Origin of the sequence: Yersinia aldovae ATCC 35236, from assembly GCF_000173735.1 — a bacterium.
In the GTDB taxonomy this organism is placed as follows: Bacteria; Pseudomonadota; Gammaproteobacteria; order Enterobacterales; family Enterobacteriaceae; genus Yersinia; species Yersinia aldovae.
The window spans coordinates 1-19,166 of sequence record NZ_ACCB01000021.1 but is presented as its reverse complement, the minus strand read 5'-3'; the positions used below and the strand labels follow the sequence as shown (position 1 = coordinate 19,166).

Genomic DNA, 19,166 nt, shown 5'->3' with positions numbered 1-19,166 from the left:
TAATCTTATTGATAATGATAAATATTATTGATATAAGAATTATTCTCAATTGAATCAAGAGTGATATGGGATCATGACTATCCAGTTAGAAACCGCGACAACCGATGTGGCTGCGCAATGTTTCCTCAACGCACTAATGCGTGAAAGCCAGGATTGGCAGGTAATTCCGGCTAAGAACAACCAGCAGTACCCACAACTCCACATTCCGCTGTCATCTTCACAAGCTATCCGCATCGCCTTACTGCATATTTCCCCGACACAGCATAATCACTATCTCTTTCCTGCTTATCTGCATCAGCAAGATGACGGAGCCGGTGCGGTCATCAGCGTGGAACAACTGGTGTCATTACTATTGGAGAAGCCCGCGATAAAAGGTGCGCTCTCTAAAGATGTCGTTGCGCGTTTTCGCCAAAGGGTGCTGGAAAGTCATAACAATACTCAGCAAGCTATCAATATTCGTCTGGATTGGCCGTCACTGCGCGATAAACCGCTCAATTTTGCCGAAGCAGAGCAAGGATTACTGGTCGGCCACGCTTTCCACCCAGCACCAAAATCCCATGAACCTTTTGATGAAAAACAGGCGCACCGTTACCTGCCAGACTTTGCGGCCCGCTTTCCACTGCGCTGGTTTGCCGTGGATAAAAACTACCTGTGCGGCGAGAGCCTCAAGCTGACACTGCAACAGCGCCTGCAACGCTTCGCCAGCGAGAGCGCACCACAACTGCTCGCGCACTTTACCGATGACATTTGGCTATTACCGATGCACCCGTGGCAAGCTGATCACCTGTTGACACAGGATTGGTGCCAACAATTAGTGCAACAAGGCGTATTACGGGATCTGGGCGAAGTTGGCGAACGCTGGTTACCCACTAGCTCCTCGCGCTCGCTCTACAGCTCATCAAACCGCGACATGATCAAATTCTCACTCAGCGTACGCCTAACCAACTCGGTACGTACCCTGTCAGTGAAAGAAGCCAAACGCGGTATCCGTCTGGCTCGGCTGTCGCTAACCCCGCGCTGGCAAGAGCTGCAAGCGCGCTACCCGACCTTCCGCGTGATGCAGGAAGATGGCTGGGCGGGTTTACGGTCGGCGGATGGCACGGTTCAAGAAGAGAGCCTGCTGGTGCTACGCGACAACCTGTTGTTCAGCCAGCCAGATACACAAACCAATGTCCTGGTGACCTTGACACAAGCAGCGCCGGACGGTGGTGACAGCCTATTGGCTTGCGCAGTACGCCGTTTAGCCACGCGGTTGAGCTTGCCATTACAACAAGCCACCCACTGTTGGTTAGATGCCTATTGCCAGCATGTGTTGTTACCGCTGTTTAGTACCGAGGCCGACTACGGGCTGGTGCTACTGGCGCATCAACAAAACATTCTGGTGGAGATGCAGCAAGACTTGCCAATCGGCATGTTGTATCGCGACTGTCAGGGCAGCGGCTTTACCCGTGGTGCGGCCCCGTGGCTGGAAGAGATTGGTGAAGCTGAAGCGGAGAATCGCTTCAGTGAGCAACAATTGCTGCGGTACTTCCCATACTACCTGCTGGTGAACTCCAGCCTGGCGGTCACCGCAGCGTTAGCGGCGGCCGGTTTCGACAGCGAAGAGAATCTGATGGCTCGGATTCGTGACGCACTTAGCGGCCTACGCGCTAGCGCTAAAAATACCCTGTGCCTGGATTATGTGCTCAATAGCACCCACTGGAACTGCAAAGGTAATTTCTTCTGTTATCTGCACGATCTCAACGAAAACACCATCGTGGATCCGGCAGTCATCTATTTTGATTTTGCTAACCCGTTTAATGTCATTCACCCAACCAAACAAGGTGTTACCCGATGATGCCACACGCCAAATTGATGCACTCTGGTGGCGGTTTTCGCTGTGAACATCTGGAAAAAAACCTCACCCTCGGTTTAGGCTTGGACGGCAGCGCCGTGTTGCACTTACCGGGGCCGCTGCCAACCGGCTGGCTGGTGTCCATGTTAGATCAATTATTCATCGCCGCACCAAAATTAACCGGTATTGCCTTACCGTATACTGAGTGGCGGGAAGAACCGCAGGCACAGGCATTGTTTGCCTTGGCAAACGGTGACTATCTGCCACGGGAGCTGTTTTATCAGTTTCCGCTGTGGCGGATAGCAGCACCCAACCAGAGTTCTGGTCAGATGCAATATGATGCCGAACGGGATATCTGCTTCCCGCAACGCCCTGCCCGCCCACACGGTGAGGTCTATCGCCGTTTCGATCCCAACATTAAACGCATCCTGAGCTTCCGGTTACCCGACATTGGCCGTGACGCCGAGCAATTTACCCGCTGGATGAACTCACCGCGCATCGATGCCTTCTGGGAAATGAGCGGCCCACTTGAGGTTCAGACGGCTTATCTGCAACGCCAATTAGATTCCAGCTATTGCTATCCGTTACTGGGCTGTTTCGACGACCAACCGTTTGGTTATTTTGAAGTTTACTGGGCAGCGGAAGATAGAATTGGCCGCCATTACCGCTGGCAGCCTTTTGACCGTGGGCTGCATATGCTGGTGGGTGAAGAGCACTGGCGGGGTGCGCAATACATTCGCAGTTGGCTACGGGGCCTGACACACTATCTCTATCTGGACGAACCACGGACAACCCGAGTGGTGGCTGAACCGCGCGCCGATAACCAGCGTTTGTTCCGTCACCTGCCAGCGGCGGGCTACCACACCTTGAAAGAGTTTGATTTCCCGCATAAACGCTCGCGGCTGATAGTGAATCAGCGCACTGATTTCTTCCGGGAGGGGGCGGTATGACCACCAACGATTATAGCCACTGGCAGCGGGTTAACCGCCAAATGGTAGCCAAGATCCTCGCCGAACTGGAATATGAGCGCACCCTGAATGCCGAACCACAGGGTCAGACATGGCGCATAGCCTTACCGAGTGCGGTTTATACCTTTCACGCTGAACGGGGTATCTGGGGTTGGCTGCAAATTGATCCCACCTCATTGCACTGCGAGGGAGTACCACTGACCGCTGATCACATATTGCGCCAGTTGGCTCAGGTGCTAAACATGGATGACGCACAGGTGGCCGAGCACCTGGAAGACTTATACGCCACATTACGGGGAGACATGCAATTGCTTGCTGCGCGTCATGGCATGAGCGCTGACAGCCTGATAGCACTCGATGCTGATGCGCTGCAATGTCTGCTCGCCGGCCACCCGAAATTTATTTTCAATAAAGGCCGCCGTGGTTGGGGCCTGACCGCCCTGCAACATTATGCGCCAGAATATCAAGGCCAATTCCGCCTGCATTGGGTTGCGGCCAAACGTCGCAGTTTTGTCTGGTGCGCGGATGCTGAACTCCCGTTGGACAGGTTGCTCAGCAGTGCGATGGACAGCACTGAACGCCAGCGCTTTGAGCACCGCTGGCAGGAGCTTGCGTTGAATGACGATTGGGTGCCGGTCCCTTTACACCCGTGGCAATGGCAGCAAAAAATTGCCCTACACTTCCTGCCACAGCTAGCCGAAGGTGAATTGGTAGAACTGGGGGAATTTGGCGATCACTATCTGGCGCAACAGTCACTACGCACCTTAACTAATGTCAGTCGTCGTGTGCCATTTGATATCAAATTGCCACTGACTATCTATAACACCTCTTGCTATCGTGGCATCCCCGGTAAGTACATTAGCGCAGGCCCAGCAGCGTCGCGCTGGTTGCAGCAAGTATTCGCACAAGACCGGACGCTACGTGAAAGCGGAGCCGAAATCCTCGGCGAACCGGCTGCCGGTTATATGACACACCCAACCTATGCCACGTTAAACAAAGCCCCGTATCGCTATCAGGAAATGCTCGGCGTTATCTGGCGGGAAAATCCATCCTGCTATTTGCAACCGGGCGAGCAAGCTATTTTGATGGCGACGCTGATGGAAACCGATAATCAGGGCTATCCGCTGATCGCGGCCTATATAGCACGATCAGGGTTAAGTGCCGAAGCCTGGCTGGAACAGATGTTCCGCGTGGTAGTGGTGCCAATCTACCATCTGATGTGCTGTTACGGCGTGGCGCTGATTGCCCACGGACAAAACATCACCTTAGTGATGAAAGACCATGTGCCACAGCGCATCTTATTAAAAGACTTTCAGGGTGATATGCGCCTGGTCGATGAAGAGTTTCCGCAAGCAGCCTCCCTGCCAAACGTGGTGAAAGAGGTGACCGCACGCTTGTCTGCCAACTATCTGATCCACGACTTACAAACGGGACATTTCGTCACCGTTCTGCGATTTATCTCACCGCTGATGCACGTTTGTGGTGTCAGTGAACAGCGGTTTTATCAACTGCTGGCACAAGTGCTAAAGCGCTACATGGCGCAACATCCCGACATGGCAGCGCGCTTTGCCTTATTTGATTTGTTTAAACCACAAATTATTCGTGTGGTTCTCAACCCGGTGAAACTCACCTATTCAGAGCAAGACGGTGGCAATCGTATGCTACCGAATTACTTGCAGGATCTGGATAACCCTCTTTATTTGGTCACCAAGGAGCTAGCCCAATGAATCAGACTCTGGATTTCATCGGCATTGGCATCGGCCCATTCAACCTCAGTATTGCCGCGCTCGGCAGTGAAGTTTCTGGCTTTAACAGCAAATTCTTTGAGCGTAAACCGCACTTTTCCTGGCACCCCGGTATGATGGTGCCGGATTGCCACATGCAGACCAGTTTTTTGAAAGACTTGGTCAGCGCAGTATCGCCCACTAACCCATACAGCTTTCTTAACTATTTGGTTCAGCGGAAGAAATTCTACCGGTTCTTAACCACAGAACACCGTACCGTCTCACGGGAAGAGTTTGCAGATTACCTCTGCTGGGCGGCCAATGGCCTGAATTCATTGGCGTTCAGTCAGGATATTCAGAGTGTGGATTTTGACGATCAGCAGCGCCATTTTGTCGTCACCACAGCACGGAAAGTCTACTATGCGCGCCATGTTTGCTTGGGGATAGGCAAACGCATCAAGCTGCCGGAATGCGTGACAGAACAAAATGACCGCTGTTTCCACGCCAGTGAGATGGCGCTACGCAATCCGAACCTGACGGGCAAACGAGTCACTCTTGTTGGCGGCGGCCAGAGTGGTGCGGATTTGTTCTTGAACATCTTCCGTGGGGAATGGGGTCAACCGGCACAACTGAACTGGATTTCGCGCCGCAATAACTACAACGCGTTGGATGAAGCCGCTTTTGCTAATGAGTATTTCACGCCGGAATACGTTGATAGCTTCTATACCCTTAACGATAACGCCAAACAGCGGATGTTGGCCGAGCAGAAAATGACGTCTGACGGCATAACCAGTGAGTCGCTACTGACTATTTACCGGGCGATGTATCACCAATTTGAAGTATTGCGTGAGCAGCCTTGGACCTGTTTGTTACCCAGCCGCTCACTGACAGCGATACATGCGCAGGGCAACGGCTACCAATTAGTGACCCATCACCATCTCGACCAAGGCAAAGAAAGCATTGATACCGACGTGGTTATCTTTGCGACCGGTTATCAGCAGGAACGCCCGGCATTCCTGCAACCACTGGCCAACCGCCTGATAACCACCGCCGACTATCAATACCGGGTGGCACCCGACTTTACCCTCGACTGGCGCGGCCCACGCGATAACTGCTTATTTGCGGTAAACGCCGGTATGCACAGCCACGGCATCGCTGAACCTCAACTCAGCTTGATGGCTTGGCGGTCAGCACGAATTCTCAACCGGGCTTTAGGATGTGAACAGTTCGACTTAACCTCCACCCCGGCGGTGATCCAGTGGCGAAGTCAGCAATCGGGGGTCACTCCCTGCACAGAACACGCCACGCTCAACCATACCGAGTTTTAAAACCACAACGACTTTTAACACAGCCCCCAATAGGGGAATACAGGGAATAATAATGAAACGCAGACACCTCTGGGTATTAAATCCGTGCCTGTTAGCCATGCTCGCACCCGCTGCATGGGCAGAAGATCAAATGGTAGTTTCCGCCAGCCGATCGCACCGCAGTGTGACAGAAATGGCACAAACAACGTGGGTGATTGAAGGCCAGGAACTAGAACAACAGGTTCAGGCGGGCAAAGAAATCAAAGACATTCTGGCACAATTGATTCCAGGCATGGATGTCAGCAGTCAAGGGCGAACCAATTACGGCATGAATATGCGTGGTCGCTCAATGATGGTGATGATCGACGGTGTTCGCCTGAACTCATCACGCAGCGATAGCCGCCAGCTTGATTCAATTGATCCGTTCAATATTGGCCACATTGAAGTGATCTCAGGTGCCACCTCGCTCTACGGCGGTGGCAGCACCGGCGGCCTGATCAATATCGTGACTAAAAAAGGTCAGGAAGAAAAACAAGTTGAGTTACAGCTCGGCGGCAAAACGGGCTTTAACAGCCATAATGACCACGATGAGAATGCCGCCGCCGCCGTCAGTGGCGGCACTGATAAAGCATTCGGGCGATTTTCTGTCTCTTACCAGCGTTATGGCGGCTGGTATGACGGCAAAGGCGATGAAGTCTTAATCGATAACACCCAAACTGGCCTACAATACTCCGGCCGCCTCGATGTGATGGGCAGTGGCACGTTCAATATTGATGACCACCAGCAGTTGCAGTTGACCGCTCAGTATTTCAACAGCGAATCCGATGGCAAGCATGGGCTGTATCTGGGGCAGAACTTCTCAGCCGTTACCGGTACTGGGCTGGCGTCTAACAGCTCAAATCTAAACTCTGATCGCATTCCAGGAACTGAGCGCCATCTCATCAATCTGCAATACTCCAATACCGATTTCTGGGGGCAGGATTTAGTCGCGCAGGTATTCTATCGTGATGAATCCCTGACATTTTATCCGTTCCCAACTCTGAACAAAACCGGCTCGGTGGTAACCAGTATTGGCGCTTCGCAGCAAAAAACCGATTTTTATGGCGGTAAACTGACGCTAAACAGTAAACCTATCGACAGCCTGACGCTGACTTACGGTATTGATGCCGAACATGAAAGCTTCAACGCCAATCAACAGTTCTTTAATTTGGCGCTGGCGCAACAGACCGGCGGTATGACATTACAAAATGCCTACAACGTAGGCCGCTACCCAGGTTACACCACCACCAACCTTGCGCCGTTCCTGCAAACCAGCTATGACATCAACCCAATCTTCACCCTGAGCGGTGGAGTGCGTTATCAGTACACCGAGAACAAGGTCGATGATTTTGTCGGTTACGCGCAGCAGCAAGCGATAGCCAACGGTACGGCGAGATCGGCCGATGCCGTGCCGGGGGGAAAACCGATTACAACAACCTCCTGTTCAACGCCGGTTTACTGGCACATTTGGCAGAGCGCCAACAGACCTGGTTCAACTTCTCTCAAGGATTTGAGATCCCCGATTTGGCGAAATATTATGGCTCAGGCAGCTATCAGTTAGTCAACGGCCACTATCAGCTACAAAACAGTGTCAACGTCAATGATTCCAAACTAGAAGGCATCAAAGTTAACGCCTATGAACTGGGCTGGCGCTACACCGGTGATAATCTGCGCACTCAAATCGCCGGTTATTACTCGCTATCTGACCAGACCATTTCAATCAACAAAACAGATATGACTATCAATGTGTTGCCGGATAAACGCCGGATCTACGGGGTTGAAGGTGCGGTGGATTACTTCTTCGAAGAGAGCGATTGGAGTACTGGGGCAACATTCAACCTGATCAAATCTGAAACCAAAAATAGCGGTAAATGGCAGAAATTGACGGTTGATACCGCCAGCCCATCGAAAGCCACCGCTTATGTTGGCTGGGCACCAGGTGACTGGAATCTGCGGGTACAATCCCAGCAGACCTTTGATGTTTCTGACAGTAAGGGCCGTAAAATCGACGGTTATAACACCATCGATTTCCTCAGCAGTTACGCCTTACCGGTGGGGAAAATCAGCTTCAGTATTGAAAACCTACTGGACAAAGACTACACCACGGTTTGGGGCCAGCGCGCACCGATTCTGTACAGCCCAACCTACGGTTCACCCGACTTGTATACCTACAAAGGCCGTGGCCGTACCTTTGGTGTGAACTATTCTGTCTTGTTCTGATAAGCCAGATTTTGATAAATAAAGAGTCATTCTGATGACTCACGCTAACTCAAACCCACCAGAATAACGGTGGGTTAACGCCCAATGAATCAGAATGAGTGTATTGCAGACTTTATCCATCCTCACCCCAATCAATTGGTTTAGTGGCGGCGAACGGAATATGGTATCCCCTAAAAAAGCACAAACAAAAAACCCCAGTCTGTAATAAGACTAGGGCTTGAATGTTGGCGGTGCGGACGGGACTCGAACCCGCGACCCCCGGCGTGACAGGCCGGTATTCTAACCGACTGAACTACCGCACCACGCTGCTGTTCCGGTTAAGAACGAAACGAATATTACGTTTGGAACGCTATCTCGTCAACACTTTTTCCAACAAAATAAGCCGGTTGCACAGTTTTTCATCTGGAAGTCGTTTTATTCTGCATTTGCACTATCTTCCGATTCAAGCGGCATCCGCCACAAACAACTGCCGCCCTTCTTCATCACCAAATCCAAACGCGATTCATGGGCTAGCAACTCATCTTCAGCCGCATAAATTATTTTCAACGCAGATGCTGGTCGGGTAATTCGCTGAATATCTTCGGAAGAATCATTTTGCGACTGATCGCCTTCCATAGAGAAAGACAGTGACGTCTGACCGCCAGTCATCGCCAGATACACTTCAGCCAGAATTTCGGCATCGAGTAATGCGCCGTGCAGCGTTCGCTTGGTATTATCTATCAGATAGCGATCGCACAACGCATCAAGGTTATTACGCTTGCCTGGGAACAGACGGCGCGCCAATAACAGGCTATCGGTGATGGTACAGAAGGTTTCCGTTTTCGGAATATCCTGCTGCAACATACGGAACTCGTAATCCATAAAGCCGATATCAAACGCCGCATTATGAATGACCAGCTCAGCACCACGGATAAACTCAAGAAACTCTGGTGTAATATCAGCAAATGAAGGTTTATCCGCCAAAAACTCATCACTGATACCGTGAACACCGTAGGCTTCCGGGTCAACCAGACGATCCGGCTTCACATAGACATGGAAGTTTCTACCGGTCAGGCGACGGTTGATCACCTCAACCGCACCGATCTCAATAATCCGATGGCCTTCATAATGAACGCCCAGCTTATTCATACCGGTGGTTTCAGTATCCAGAACAATCTGTCTGGTCGGTGTAACTTGCATATTGCCAGTGCTCATAGCGCTCGTTTATGTCAGACTTAACGTTTAATGAAACAGATAGGAAGAGTCTACCAGAGATGACTAAACAGGTAGAAATTTTCACCGATGGATCTTGCCTTGGCAATCCGGGTCCCGGTGGTTATGGCGCAATATTGCGTTACAAGCAACATGAAAAAATGTTTAGCGCGGGCTACTATTTAACGACCAACAACCGCATGGAGTTAATGGCTGCTATTGTCGCGCTAGAGGCGTTGACCTCGCCGTGTGAAGTGACAATTAGCACCGACAGCCAATATGTACGCCAAGGGATCACCCAGTGGATACACAATTGGAAAAAACGCGGCTGGAAAACCACTGACCGCAAACCGGTGCGTAATATGGATTTATGGCAACGGCTGGATCTGGCTATTCAGACTCATACAATACAGTGGGAATGGGTCAAGGGCCACGCCGGTCACCCAGAAAACGAACGCTGTGATGAATTGGCACGGCTTGCGGCTAACTCACCAACACAGGACGATGTCGGCTATAACCCCGACTAACCCCATTGCCCCGAATCAGGATTGGTCACGATAACTCTTCGTTGCACCCACCGCTCGGCTAAACCAGGGTTTACGCGCACCAAACTTCATCGGGTTGAAGGTCAGCGGCACCGTGCGTTTACGGGCCACAATCAAGCTGACACACCCCAAAGCAGGTAGGTGGGTGCTGATAAAGCGCCCCCCTTCTTTATGCCAGGGTAAAACGTGAAAGCATGACATATGCATAACTTCATAATTCAGCAAACTCAGCCAGTCGAGTAAACGCATCTGGGTAAACATCCGGCTGACATAAGGTTGCCGCTGACGTAATAATGGCACCAGCTTCCCGGCCCCTAATATACTCATGGGATTAAAATTGCTGATAACCAGCCAACCGTCATCAATCAGCACCCGATCCACTTCGCGTAAAATGCGGTGAGGGTCTGCGGCATAAGCTAAAGTATGAGACAGTAAACAGGCATCAACCGACTTTTCAGCAAAGGGCAACTGATATGGGCTGGCAAGTACCTGCATATTCTTGCCCTGCACCCCCACATTGACCTGATGCGAGATGGCACAGGTATCGCTGGCGATTTCAGCGCTCAAATGCCCTATCTTCAACAAGTGAAAACCAAAGAATTTCGGCCACCAGGGTTGCAGCTGCTGTTCAAGCGCAGCGCGATAATACTCCCCCCACGGTAATTCAGCCCAGGACGCGGGCGCATTGATCTTTTGGCGTGTTTGCGCTGGTTTCATGTTTTAACGTCTTCTTTCAAACTATTGCCAATAAAAAGAGGTATCTAATGAATCTTATCAGCATTCCGGCATTTCAAGACAATTACATTTGGCTTCTGGCTGACTCGCAAAAACAGTGTGTCATTGTGGACCCCGGAGAATCCGCTCCGGTGCTGGCGGCGCTGAGCCAAGATCAGTACCTTCCGCAGGCTATATTATTAACTCACCACCATAACGATCATGTGGGCGGTGTGGCCGATTTATGTCGCCATTTCCCCAACATTCCCGTCTATGGGCCACAAGAAACGGCGGATAAAGGTGCAACAGAAATTGTAAAAGGCGGAGATAGCCTGACAATTAATGGTCGAAATCACACCATTATTGCAGTCCCCGGCCATACCCTTGGGCACATTGCATACTACAGCAAACCTTATCTTTTCTGTGGTGACACGCTTTTTTCCGCCGGTTGCGGCAGGCTATTTGAAGGCACGCCAGAGCAAATGTATGCCTCTATTCAACAGCTCGCGCAACTTCCTGATGACACCTTAATTTGCAGCGCGCATGAATATACTCTCGCCAATCTTAAGTTTGCGCGTTTTATTCTGCCCGCAGATCACGACATTGCAACATATCAGCAGAAAATCATGCAATTACGAGCGAAAAACCAACCTAGCCTGCCCGTAAAGTTGCAAATTGAGCGGGAAATTAATGTTTTTTTACGCTGTAACGACATTGATTTACAAAGGAAAATAGGCGTAATGTCGCCACCGGACTCACTTATCTCAGTTTTTTCCGAATTACGCGCCCAGAAAGACCGATTCTGAGCTTTTAGTTGTGTTTTTTGTCGAAGCAAAGTATGATTGTTCGTCTTTTAAGCAACTACATTTGACACACACATGAAGACTAAAGCGATATTTCTCGCCTCAGTCTTGCTTGTCGGGTGCCAGACGTCCAAGGTGGGCGTTCAGGCTCCAGTACAGCATGCACAGAGTTTGTCTTCGGCAGGTCAAGAGAGTGAAGCAGGAGAGTACACAAATAGCGCCCGAGTGGGCAACGCGCGATGGCTGGATAATGATAGTAGCCTCGCGCAGCAAGATTTGTGGAACTTCATTAGCGACGAGCTGAAGATGAAGGTTCCGGAAAATTCCCGGATCCGTGAACAGAAGCAAAAATATTTAAAAAATAAGAGCTATCTCCACGATGTAACATTACGGGCAGAGCCGTACATGTACCTGATAGTCGAGCAGATTAAGCAACGTAAGATGCCGATGGAACTGGTACTGCTACCCATAGTGGAGAGCGCTTTTGACCCACACGCGACATCATCCGCCAACGCCGCAGGGCTATGGCAGATTGTGCCAAGTACAGGTCGAAATTATGGCTTAAAACAGAACCAATGGTATGACGGTCGCAGAGATGTGGTTGCGTCTACCAAAGCAGCGCTTGATATGATGGAACGCCTGAACAAAATGTTTGACGGTGACTGGTTGTTAACAGTTGCGGCTTATAACAGCGGTGAAGGCCGAGTCATGCAAGCGGTGAAAGTAAATAAGGCAAAGGGTAAACCGACGAATTTTTGGGCATTGTCGCTTCCTCGTGAAACGTCAATCTATGTACCAAAAATGCTGGCCTTGGGTGAGTTAATCAAGAACAGCAAAAAGTACGGTATAAACTTGCCGGAAACCAACAAAGACCGAGCATTAGCCCGTGTCGATGTTGGTCAGCAGATACAGCTAACTCAGGCGGCTGAGATGGCGGGGATGTCACTAACAAAGTTGAAATCCTTTAATTCTGGGTACAAGCGCAATGTAACGGCACCTGCTGGACATGGTCCCCGTTATATTATGTTGCCGAAAGCCCATGCTGAGCAGCTTAAAGATTCATTGGCAGATACTGATATTGCCGCCGTTCAACCAACCAAATTGGCACAGAACAGCACAAAATCAGCATCAAGTTCGCAGTATAAAGTTCGCCCCGGCGATACCTTATCTACGATTGCCAAGCGGTTGAATATCAAGACCAGCGATTTGCAGAGTTGGAACAACTTACGTGCCAAGAGCACCTTGAAAGTTGGGCAAACCCTGCAATTGGCAAGCAATACAACCACCAGCAACAGCATCACCTATCAAGTTCGTAAAGGTGACTCTTTTGCCAGTATTGCCAAGCGTCACGGTGTTAACACCGACGATGTGATGCGATGGAATTCGGTAGTCAGCAAGGCTAATAGTTTACAACCAGGTTTGAAACTGACGTTGTTTGTTAACGGAAAATCAGCCCCGGATACGTAAAGCCAGAATCGCTATTAACGCTGTTGAAAAGCACCCTTCGGGGTGCTTTTTTTATGACTAAAATTCAGCAGCAAACCATAAAGTGCCCTGTAATTTCACTACCGTAACAATTTGGTTTTATCTCAAAATTACAATCAAATAGTATCCCTGGCCTCACTACCGGAATTGATACCACAATCGATGTAAAAAACCGCGATTATTTAGCTCAAAAGAAAAATATGGCTACTTTTACAATAATCCTTCATCCAGTAGAACTCATTTATCCGTATCTAATATCCTCTACGCTTTCTTTTCTAATATATCCAACCTTCTTACTCAACTATTATCAGTACATTAAATACCCATTAGGTAAGTTAACAATATCCAGCCTCTATTGTGTTAATACTTTTAACTCAATCTCTATTTAATCATCCCTTTAACCACAGGAATAATCTTAGCGTTGGCATGAGAAGTCACGACACCTACTTATTGAAAAGACATTTAGCATTTGTAGAAATGATCAATAAAAAAATACATTGAGAGTATATTTTCGTATAAATCTACTGGAAAAAATCAGACCGGTTATTACGTTTATGGCGCAGGTTCATCCATTAATAATCAGACAACCGGTGCCCAGAATGTCGCAACTGAAGGGTCAACACTGTATCGCATTGATGGCGGAGCCAGCTTTAACGGCGGTTCAACGTAATCATTGATCAACGCTGATGGTAAAAATAGCACCGCATTGTTAGTCACAGGCAAGAGTGACATGGGAAATATTGCCAGCACCCTGTCCACTGGCTCAATGAAATTGAATGTAAATGGCACAGGAGCGACTGGGGTAAAAGTGGAAGGTGGCGCTAACGGCACTATAGATGCAGAAACCACACTGATCTTAAACGGATCACAGACCACTGCCGGTATTGTTGATGGTAACTCGACCTCAATCATCGGAACGGCCGGAGTCGTAGGTTTATCTACGCTAACCTCACTTGCGACGCTCACCAGCGGAAATACCGCCAGTGATGCGATGGGTTATATTACGCGTAACGGCGGCAAACTTATCCATAACGGTACACTTAATTTCGATCAGGCGAACAGTACTGGGGTACTGATCTCAGGCGGTACGCTTGAGAACAATAGCGGAATTTCCGTGAATGGTACGGCAGTAAATATTCAGGGGAAAACTCTAAAGTAACGAATACCGGCACCGTGGCAGCAACCGATGGTACGGCGGCATATCTGGTTGGAGCCAATGCATCGCTGGCTCTTGATGGCAAAGGGACAACGACAGCCAGCGGCACAGCGCACGGGATATTATTGGATAGCGGTGCGGTAGGTTTGACGGTCAATGACGCGATCATTAGTGTTAATGGCAGCGGTAATGGCATTGAAAACAAAGCTAATATTGCTGGCATTCAGTTGAACGCAACCACACTCGATGCTGGCAGTGGCGCGGGCGTGCGCACCGGTGCATCAATGGCAACCACTAACAGCGGCACCATCAATGTAAACGGTAAAGGTGGTACCGGCATTTTGTTCGCCAATACCGACTTGAGCATGACCAGTTCGATACTGGATATGTCGAAATCACAGCAGTTGATCATCAATGTGACAGGCGAAAATGGAATTGGTATCGATAGCCGCTCAACGGGTGATATCAAAACCGGTGCCAGTGTCAATGCATTGAACGGTGGCCCGGCCTTGAAAATAGGCGGCACCAGCAGCAGTGTGGAGCAATCGGGGAATTTGGTTTCTAAATCAACACAATCTCCGGTCGTCGACATCAGCAGTGGCTATGTTACAACCTTCATTAACTCAGGCAAAATTCAGGCGGCGACAACCTCACAGAGTGCGGTACAGAACAGCGCGAACAATGGCGTTGCCTTTACCAACGATGCCGGTGGGGTCATCAACGGTAAAGTAAATTTACGGTCAGGTAACAACACCGTCACCTTAATGAGTAGCAGTCAAGGCACTGATTTTATTACTGGTAGTGGCGATGACACCTTTATTCTGAAAGATATTACCGCAACTGACAGCGCTCTGTTTACCTCATTGCAAGGCGGTGCTGGCACTGATAGTTTGATATTGGATAACTCACTATGGACACTGAGTGATGCCACATCGCTACAGCAGATAGATAAAATCAAGCTGATCAACAATTCCACTTTCACGCTGGATAACACCTTGCTAGCCTTAGGTGATGCTGCCGATGACAATGCCTCAACCGGCTTTAACATTGAGTCAGGTAGCCGCCTCAATGTACGTAATAATCAGGCAGTCAGTTTTAATAACAAATTATTAGGTACCGGGCTGGTTGATGTCGATACCACCGGTAACGCCTTTGATTTTACCACCAATGCCGCCAGCAATACTTTTACAGGCACATTAGCGCTCGGAAACTCACGCTACGCCCTTTCTGGGCTGAATACACAAGCACTAACAACCGCGACACTGCAACTGAACCAAGGAAACTATACAAAAGTTGGTACAGGCAAGCAAACCATCGGTGGTCTGGCGTTTAATGGCGGCACCGTAGATTTCGGCAACGTATCACCGGGTGATAAAACGGCGGTCAATAATATTCATACCCGTCAGAATATGGATCTGCGTGGTAATGGGGTAGTACAAGTTACCCTATCAAATATGATTATAATCCGACACCGGATACGAAATTATCCCTACTGGCACAAGATGACGCACAGACAATATTAAAACTGGCTGACTCCGATACCACGGTCGTAGGAAGTGGCGGCAATCTGGTGCTGGAAGATCAACACGGCGATGATGGTAAAGATCGTGAGTTTGAACCATTCATTGAAGCAAACTGGATTCATAATACTAAAAACGTCTCCACCAATATGGACGGAGCTACGGTTTCTCAACAAGGCACCAAAAATATTGCTGAAATTAAAGTCGGCGTTGAAGGGCAAATCAACAAACAGCTTAATACCTGGGGTAATGTGGGAGTGCAGGTAGGTGATGCGGGTTATAACGATACGGCGGCAATGATAGGAGTGAAGTATAACTTCTGATTGGAGTATAATTAACCAGTAAATACAACAGATTGAGCCAACGGTGATATACCGTTGGCTCAATACATTACCAAGATATGTTCTGATTTTGGATTATTGAATGTGAGGTTAAAAAAACAATCCATAAGCCAGAGATAAAACACATCACGCTGAAGGCGATGACCGATAGCAATCAACTACATGATAAACAAGATGTTACCACCCACCCATCACGAAATTTTAAAGCTGAAATTCAACCAAAAGTGGGTTGTGATCAGAGGCTCGGGTCACTAATACCGAAGCATCAGCCACCGAAAGACCACGGTAAAAGACAAAATCGAGCGGGCGACCAAAGGCACGGCTACGGTTATCTGCACGAAACGCCACTTCTTCCAAACCAGAACCTTGAGCGAAGCGCTGTAAAGCATTGACGCGCTGACGGCTCCAGGCATTGAAATCCCCCGCCAAAATCACCGGGCCACGGTGTAAGGCAATTTGCTCACCAATCGGCTCTAACTGCTTACTGTATACATCGACACCCAGGCTAAAATTCACCGCATGAATGTTCACAACCATCAACAGCCGGCCATCATGAATCGGGTAAACCGTCACTAAAGCTGATTTAGATAAACGCAGCAGCGGTTCACGCTCGCGTAACGGACAACAATAAACTGGATGTGCGGCAGCCAACGTCATCACGCCAGAGGGATGCTGGGGCAGCGCAAAAGCAGGAACTTGATCGGCGGCCTGGTAATGAGACGTAGCAAACCGCACCAGCTCAGGTGTCGTTTGTGCTTCTTGCAGTAACATCAGTTGAGCATCGCGCCCGAACTCTTTGAGCACAGAGAGCCATTGCGCCCGCTGCTGCTTAAAGATATTCCATACCATCACCCGCAGAAACTCAGATGTCGGTAATGGAGCACCCGGCGGTAACCCCTGCCCCAGTAATTTGGCGGAGCCTGGGAAAATCTGTTCAACCGGTTGACCTGCAACATACCGCATTGCATAGGTTCGTTTCGGCACTTTAATGGCCTATTCCTTATTCGAAATAACTCCGGCTTAAGAGGAGCGGCAGCCGGTCGTTTCTGATTATACGCTCAGTTGCTGCCACCCGTAATTTCTTTTAGCCACGATATTATTCTGATATTGGGATACTCAAAGACAGATTCAATCTATGCGCTTAATGAAGATAAATAACGCATCACGTTTAATACCGCTTTGAGCAATCGCCCCCCTCGCCATCGCATTGATTTTCATTGCTCAATATACTGCGTTATACGTAATTTCTTGATAAAAAATCAACAATAGAGTTGTTACGGCCAGCGACGGATCACCAATGAGGTATTAATACCGCCAAAAGCAAAGTTATTTGTCTGGAAAAATTCGGTATCGATATAGCGCCCTTCGCCCATCAGATAATCCAGGTCACCGCAGGCCGGGTCTGGATCGGTCAGGTTAATGGTGGGGGCAAAACGCCCGGCTCGCATCATCTCCAAACTCATCCAGGCTTCAAGCGCGCCGCAGGCACCTAAGGTATGACCGAAATAACTTTTCAGAGAGGAAATGGGCGTCCGATTACCAAAAACTGCGGCCGTAGCCTGACTTTCTGCAATATCTCCGCGTTCAGTCGCGGTGCCATGCGCACTGATATACCCAATGTCAGCAGCAGACAGGCCCGAACTCAATAACGCCTTTTCAATACAGATTTGCATCGTCTCTTTTTGCGGCTGAGTAATATGGCTGGCGTCGCAATTCGTGTAAAAACCAATAATTTCGCCATAAATTGTGGCTCCACGGGCTTTGGCATGATCTAACTCTTCCAGAATTAGCGTGCCTGCCCCTTCGCCAATGACCAAACCATCACGCTGACGATCAAATGGCCTTGGTGATAAGTTTGGTGAATCATTTAGCTGGCTGGTCGCAAATAAGGTATCAAATACCGCGGCTTCTGAAGGGCATAACTCTTCTGCACCACCTGCAACCATCACGGTTTGATAACCATGACGGATATGATAAAGACAAAATGAGTGCTTTAGCGGCAATCACTGAAGCTCAGAAAATAGCTTTTTCCCCTATGCTATTTCAAGCTGCGCTTAACCTGAGAGAGTCAGGAATTTTAGCTACATTAGATGAATCAGGTAAAGGTGGTATTACACTCGATGAGCTTCAGACTCATTGCACACTAAGCCGATATGCAATCAGCATCCTGCTAGACATGGGGCTTAGCGGTAATATCCTCTACCAGCAGGAGAAGCGATTTTATTTGGGCAAGGTCGGTCACTACTTATTGCATGATCAAATGACCCGCGTAAATATGGACTTCACTCAGGACGTTTGTTACCAAGGATTATTTAATTTAAAAGAAGCCCTAGCGACAGGCAAACCCGCTGGACTATCCGTGTTTGGTGAATGGCCTACGATTTATCCTGCCCTGAGTGAACTACCTACTGCCGCCCGTGAAAGTTGGTTCGCCTTTGACCACTTTTATTCTGATAATGCCTTTCAACTTGCGCTCAAAACTATTTTTGATCTTGAACCAAAACATATATATGACATTGGTGCCAATACTGGTAAGTGGGCTTTACAGTGTGCGGCCTATGACCCTGATGTGAAAATAACATTGCTGGATTTGCCACAGCAGTTAGTCTTAGCCAACGAGAACGTCAAAAGCAAAGGCTATAGCGACCGTATTAGTTCGTATCCCGTAGATCTGTTACTGGCAGATAAATTACCTGGGGAAGCCGATGTTTGGTGGATGAGCCAATTTCTAGACTGTTTCAGCGAAGAAAGAATTGTACATATTCTAAAGCTTATTCACCGCGCGATGAAACCCGATAGCTACGTATGCATTATGGAGATATTTTGGGATAGGCAACAATTTGAAGCTGGTGCATTCAGTTTGAATGCCTCATCTCTTTATTTTACATGTATGGCTAACGGTAATAGCCGTTTTTATCATTCAGATACTTTTTACCAGTGCTTATCTACTGCTGGATTCTACGTTGAGAAAGATATTGATGGTCTTGGTATTGGGCATACATTATTAATTTGCCGTAAAGAACCCGCATAACATTAAGCCCTCAGCCAGGGGGCCTAATATCCCGATGATAAGCCCATATCCTCACATTTCCACCTGTATCTTGGCTACTTTGGACCAAATCACTCTCTTTATTTAAACCTGTACTGACTAACCACCAGTAAAATTAGAAATGAAATCACACTAAGGGTAAAAGCCTTGGGCATGAATATTGTAGTAAGAGAGTGATAATGGATCTTTATCGGAGAATACATCTGGTAGATCGAAGATTTTTAAAAAATGTAATGCAAAAATCCCTGAATCTATGATCCAGGGATTTGC

The 19,166-nt window shown here is 48.8% G+C and carries 14 protein-coding genes, 1 tRNA gene and 3 pseudogenes; 12 read left to right on the top strand and 6 right to left on the bottom strand.

Annotated features, from left to right (window positions below; translation table 11 throughout):
- Positions 1 to 73: 73 nt before the first annotated feature.
- The 5 genes and pseudogenes from YALDO0001_RS11145 to YALDO0001_RS11125 all read left to right on the top strand — a co-directional run bounded on the left by YALDO0001_RS11145 (position 74) and on the right by YALDO0001_RS11125 (position 8,092).
- Positions 74 to 1,837: an IucA/IucC family protein gene (locus YALDO0001_RS11145; protein ID WP_004703168.1), complete on the top strand. Its 1,764-nt coding sequence runs from the start codon at positions 74 to 76 to the stop codon at positions 1,835 to 1,837.
- Positions 1,834 to 2,784 (top strand): GNAT family N-acetyltransferase, encoded by a 951-nt coding sequence (locus tag YALDO0001_RS11140; RefSeq protein ID WP_042839843.1) that lies wholly within the window; start codon positions 1,834 to 1,836, stop codon positions 2,782 to 2,784. Before YALDO0001_RS11145 ends, YALDO0001_RS11140 begins: the two co-directional genes overlap by 4 nt.
- On the top strand, positions 2,781 to 4,529 hold the full coding sequence (iucC, locus tag YALDO0001_RS11135) for an IucA/IucC family protein (protein WP_042839841.1): 1,749 nt from the start codon (positions 2,781 to 2,783) through the stop codon (positions 4,527 to 4,529). The genes YALDO0001_RS11140 and iucC overlap by 4 nt, the downstream gene beginning before the upstream one ends.
- Positions 4,526 to 5,854: a lysine N(6)-hydroxylase/L-ornithine N(5)-oxygenase family protein gene (locus tag YALDO0001_RS11130; protein ID WP_042839840.1), complete on the top strand. Its 1,329-nt coding sequence runs from the start codon at positions 4,526 to 4,528 to the stop codon at positions 5,852 to 5,854. The genes iucC and YALDO0001_RS11130 overlap by 4 nt, the downstream gene beginning before the upstream one ends.
- Before the next feature lie 52 nt (positions 5,855 to 5,906).
- Positions 5,907 to 8,092, top strand: a pseudogene (locus tag YALDO0001_RS11125) (TonB-dependent siderophore receptor).
- Positions 8,093 to 8,317: 225 nt separating this feature from the next.
- Here YALDO0001_RS11125 and YALDO0001_RS11120 read toward each other — a convergent pair.
- A tRNA-Asp gene (locus tag YALDO0001_RS11120) sits at positions 8,318 to 8,394 on the bottom strand.
- A 112-nt stretch (positions 8,395 to 8,506) separates the two neighbouring features.
- Positions 8,507 to 9,271, bottom strand: a complete 765-nt coding sequence (gene dnaQ / locus YALDO0001_RS11115; RefSeq protein WP_042839872.1) for a DNA polymerase III subunit epsilon — start codon at positions 9,269 to 9,271, stop codon at positions 8,507 to 8,509.
- 74 nt (positions 9,272 to 9,345) lie between these two features.
- Here dnaQ and rnhA point away from each other — a divergent pair, with 74 nt between their 5' ends.
- On the top strand, positions 9,346 to 9,810 hold the full coding sequence (gene rnhA / locus YALDO0001_RS11110; protein WP_004703152.1) for a ribonuclease HI: 465 nt from the start codon (positions 9,346 to 9,348) through the stop codon (positions 9,808 to 9,810).
- A 15-nt stretch (positions 9,811 to 9,825) separates the two neighbouring features.
- Here the strand turns inward: rnhA and YALDO0001_RS11105 are convergent, their stop codons facing one another.
- A complete protein-coding gene (locus YALDO0001_RS11105) occupies positions 9,826 to 10,545 on the bottom strand; it encodes a class I SAM-dependent methyltransferase (protein WP_004703150.1) in 720 nt (239 codons plus the stop codon).
- 47 nt (positions 10,546 to 10,592) lie between these two features.
- On the opposite strand from YALDO0001_RS11105, the gene gloB reads away from it, so the two are divergent.
- Entirely contained in the window at positions 10,593 to 11,348 is a 756-nt protein-coding gene (gloB, locus tag YALDO0001_RS11100; protein ID WP_004703149.1) for a hydroxyacylglutathione hydrolase, read from the top strand.
- Between the two features lie 72 nt (positions 11,349 to 11,420).
- On the top strand, positions 11,421 to 12,812 hold the full coding sequence (gene mltD, locus YALDO0001_RS11095) for a murein transglycosylase D (protein WP_071986400.1): 1,392 nt from the start codon (positions 11,421 to 11,423) through the stop codon (positions 12,810 to 12,812).
- A 597-nt stretch (positions 12,813 to 13,409) separates the two neighbouring features.
- Here mltD and YALDO0001_RS21275 read toward each other — a convergent pair.
- Complete coding sequence (locus YALDO0001_RS21275; RefSeq protein ID WP_156170996.1) at positions 13,410 to 13,562, bottom strand: hypothetical protein; 153 nt, start codon at positions 13,560 to 13,562, stop codon at positions 13,410 to 13,412.
- Between YALDO0001_RS21275 and YALDO0001_RS19730 the strand changes: the two genes are divergently transcribed.
- From YALDO0001_RS19730 to YALDO0001_RS11085, 3 genes and pseudogenes are all read left to right on the top strand, one after another.
- Complete coding sequence (locus tag YALDO0001_RS19730; RefSeq protein ID WP_004703143.1) at positions 13,561 to 13,989, top strand: hypothetical protein; 429 nt, start codon at positions 13,561 to 13,563, stop codon at positions 13,987 to 13,989. The two genes, YALDO0001_RS21275 and YALDO0001_RS19730, sit on opposite strands and share 2 nt — an antisense overlap.
- Positions 13,990 to 14,003: 14 nt before the next feature.
- Positions 14,004 to 15,509 carry a beta strand repeat-containing protein gene (locus YALDO0001_RS11090; protein ID WP_004703141.1) on the top strand — a complete coding sequence of 502 codons (1,506 nt, stop codon included), beginning with the start codon at positions 14,004 to 14,006 and terminating at the stop codon, positions 15,507 to 15,509.
- Positions 15,509 to 15,829, top strand: a pseudogene (locus tag YALDO0001_RS11085) (autotransporter outer membrane beta-barrel domain-containing protein); the annotation flags it as partial. The gene YALDO0001_RS11090 and the pseudogene YALDO0001_RS11085, both read left to right, overlap by 1 nt.
- Positions 15,830 to 16,048: 219 nt before the next feature.
- Here YALDO0001_RS11085 and YALDO0001_RS11080 read toward each other — a convergent pair.
- Positions 16,049 to 16,831: an endonuclease/exonuclease/phosphatase family protein gene (locus tag YALDO0001_RS11080; protein WP_071841541.1), complete on the bottom strand. Its 783-nt coding sequence runs from the start codon at positions 16,829 to 16,831 to the stop codon at positions 16,049 to 16,051.
- A gap of 290 nt (positions 16,832 to 17,121) precedes the next feature.
- Positions 17,122 to 17,817 (bottom strand): annotated as a pseudogene (locus YALDO0001_RS11075) (beta-ketoacyl synthase N-terminal-like domain-containing protein); the annotation flags it as partial.
- 14 nt (positions 17,818 to 17,831) lie between these two features.
- Between YALDO0001_RS11075 and YALDO0001_RS11070 the strand changes: the two are divergent.
- Positions 17,832 to 18,878, top strand: a complete 1,047-nt coding sequence (locus tag YALDO0001_RS11070) for a methyltransferase (RefSeq protein ID WP_042839836.1) — start codon at positions 17,832 to 17,834, stop codon at positions 18,876 to 18,878.
- The last annotated feature ends 288 nt before the right edge of the window (positions 18,879 to 19,166 follow it).